This window comes from Escherichia sp. TW14182 (assembly GCF_000208525.1).
GTDB classification, from domain to species: domain Bacteria; phylum Pseudomonadota; class Gammaproteobacteria; order Enterobacterales; family Enterobacteriaceae; genus Escherichia; species Escherichia ruysiae.
This window is the reverse complement of the sequence record NZ_AEJZ01000505.1, coordinates 1-2,026: the sequence shown is the minus strand read 5'-3', so window position 1 is coordinate 2,026 and position 2,026 is coordinate 1. Positions and strand designations below refer to the sequence as shown.

5 protein-coding genes are annotated in these 2,026 nt (G+C 45.1%); 3 read left to right on the top strand and 2 right to left on the bottom strand.

The genetic code is table 11. The annotated features are described in order from the left end of the window. Positions 1 to 160: 160 nt before the first annotated feature. Positions 161 to 439: a hypothetical protein gene (locus EQY_RS26455; RefSeq protein ID WP_134873539.1), complete on the top strand. Its 279-nt coding sequence runs from the start codon at positions 161 to 163 to the stop codon at positions 437 to 439. Positions 440 to 470: 31 nt separating this feature from the next. Here the strand turns inward: EQY_RS26455 and EQY_RS0123720 are convergent, their stop codons facing one another. Beyond that, positions 471 to 770 carry a hypothetical protein gene (locus tag EQY_RS0123720; RefSeq protein ID WP_000494027.1) on the bottom strand — a complete coding sequence of 100 codons (300 nt, stop codon included), beginning with the start codon at positions 768 to 770 and terminating at the stop codon, positions 471 to 473. Between the two features lie 304 nt (positions 771 to 1,074). Then, positions 1,075 to 1,494, bottom strand: a complete 420-nt coding sequence (locus EQY_RS0123715) for a helix-turn-helix domain-containing protein (protein ID WP_000410106.1) — start codon at positions 1,492 to 1,494, stop codon at positions 1,075 to 1,077. 96 nt (positions 1,495 to 1,590) lie between these two features. Here EQY_RS0123715 and EQY_RS0123710 point away from each other — a divergent pair, with 96 nt between their 5' ends. Together EQY_RS0123710 and EQY_RS0123705 are read left to right on the top strand one after the other, a co-directional pair. Next, complete coding sequence (locus tag EQY_RS0123710; protein WP_001033914.1) at positions 1,591 to 1,833, top strand: helix-turn-helix transcriptional regulator; 243 nt, start codon at positions 1,591 to 1,593, stop codon at positions 1,831 to 1,833. Next, positions 1,830 to 2,026, top strand: a 197-nt coding sequence (locus EQY_RS0123705; protein ID WP_000702034.1) for a toxin YdaT family protein, incomplete at its 3' end; no start/stop codon positions are given. The genes EQY_RS0123710 and EQY_RS0123705, both read left to right, overlap by 4 nt.

The window sequence follows — 2,026 nt, the reverse complement described above, 5'->3', positions numbered from 1 at the left end:
TTGCCACAACCGGAAGCGCACGGTCGAAGAAATTTAACGACAAGCCTTCTAAGGGAAAAACACCTCCTCCGTGCGCTTTCGTGTTGTGCGCCTGTCTTTTTTTACCACTTCAGGCTCGGTGGTATACTGGAGTTCTCACACAACCAGTAAGGAATTTAGTATGGTAATTACTTCACTCTGCCCTGTTTGTTTGGCTACATCTTCTGTGCAGACTTTAGTTGAAGGGCAGCGCGAGTTTTTGAAAATTTATCATTGTCCAAATCATGGTAGTTTTGCCGTTCTTCCTGACCTTGATGTGAAATTGCAAGCAATGAGGTGTTCATCGGGTTATAAGATTGAACATTCGGAAGAGGCTATCAGGCTCGATGCACGCTTACGTGAAAGCATACGCCCAGTAGATGGTCCTCAGTCGAAAATTCCAGTATTCCGCTCTGTCTAGTTTTCCCCTGACTGGCACCTTGTGGTGCCGGTCACATCTCCTCGATCATCGCATTTACTACGATTCGCAGATCTTCCAGTGCACTTTCAACTTTTAGATCATTTGCAGCTTCACTGACTTTTTTCATGGCATCAGCCATTCTTTTAATCAGATCATTTGGAGTCTCTTTTGTGTTAGCAGAAACCCTGCTGGCCAGTTCCAGTGCGAGACGTGCATCTTTCGGTGTAATGCCTTTATCTTTTGCCATCTCTGCTGCCAGCTCAGAAAGTTCGGATGCAAGAGTGAGTACGCTTCTTCCCGTTTTTGACGGATATATATCGTGCGTGAACATTGTTTTCCTTTCCCCCTTAACGCCGGGTGGCGGAACGTTTTATCTACTGCGCTTTGTATCAATCAACAACTGCCGTCATGTTCGTATGCCTCAGGCTGGCTACTTAGCCCTGTTCAGTGGCTGGATAACTCGAGGTATTGTCCTGCCGTTCTCTGGTGGGGCGTTGTTTGGATATGCTTATTAAACACAATGCGTTTTCTTATGTCAACACGAAATGTGTTTTGTGGTGAGTGCCATATGATGATGGTACAAAAAAGCCCGCTGATAGCGGGCTGATTGGCATATTACTGTGATAGCAAGATCATTACTCCTGTGGGGGATTATCTTTAAGCCTGCCTCTCAAATATTTTTCTACATACTCATCGATTTCTTTTAGCCGGACTTCAAATAGCTCAATCATTCGTTGTTGTTCTGAGCCCGGTAGCTGGTTAAACAACTCAAGAAGTTTTCGTTGGGATTCATTTAACCACAATTCAGAAGATTCCTGTTCTCCAAATAGGAGCTCAGGAGGAGATATGCCAAGTGCCTTTCCCAATACGACAGCGTCATGCACTCCAACATTTCTGCTGCCCGCCTCATAGTTACCTATACGCGATTGCGTCCATCCGCAGATTTCAGCAAGTTTTCCTTGAGATAAACCAAGCTTCTGCCTGCGCTCTTTAAGACGCATTGCAATTTTGTCATTGAGCCTACTAGCGGCAATTTTTTCGTTTTCTTTTTCCATTGCATCCTTGTATCACGAATCGTGATTTACATAAAACACAAAACAGCTTGACCATATAACACAAGGTGTGTTTAAAATTGTCATCGGAGGTTTTCAATGAACAAAATTTCAACATATCGAAAACAGCTTGGGCTGTCTCAAAGACAACTTGCTGTTCAGTTAGGGTGGATACAAAGCCGACTGGCAAATTACGAAGCAAATTTTCGTACCCCGGGACTAGAGGAGTGCAGAAAAATTGTTTCTACCCTTAATCGGCTTGGCGCTCATTGTGGACTTGACGATGTATTCCCCCCAGACGGTAAGCATAGCGAAAACAGCATAGGAGCGGTTGATTCATGAAAATCAGGCATGAGCACATCGAATCAGTGTTGTTAGCCCTGGCGGCCGAAAAAGGGCAGGCGTGGGTCGCTAACGCAATTACTGAAGAATATCTGCGCCAGGGGGGAGGTGAATTGTCTCTGACACCAGGCAAGGACTGGAACAATCAGCAGAACATCTATCGCCGTTGGTTAAAAGGTGAAACGGAAGCGCA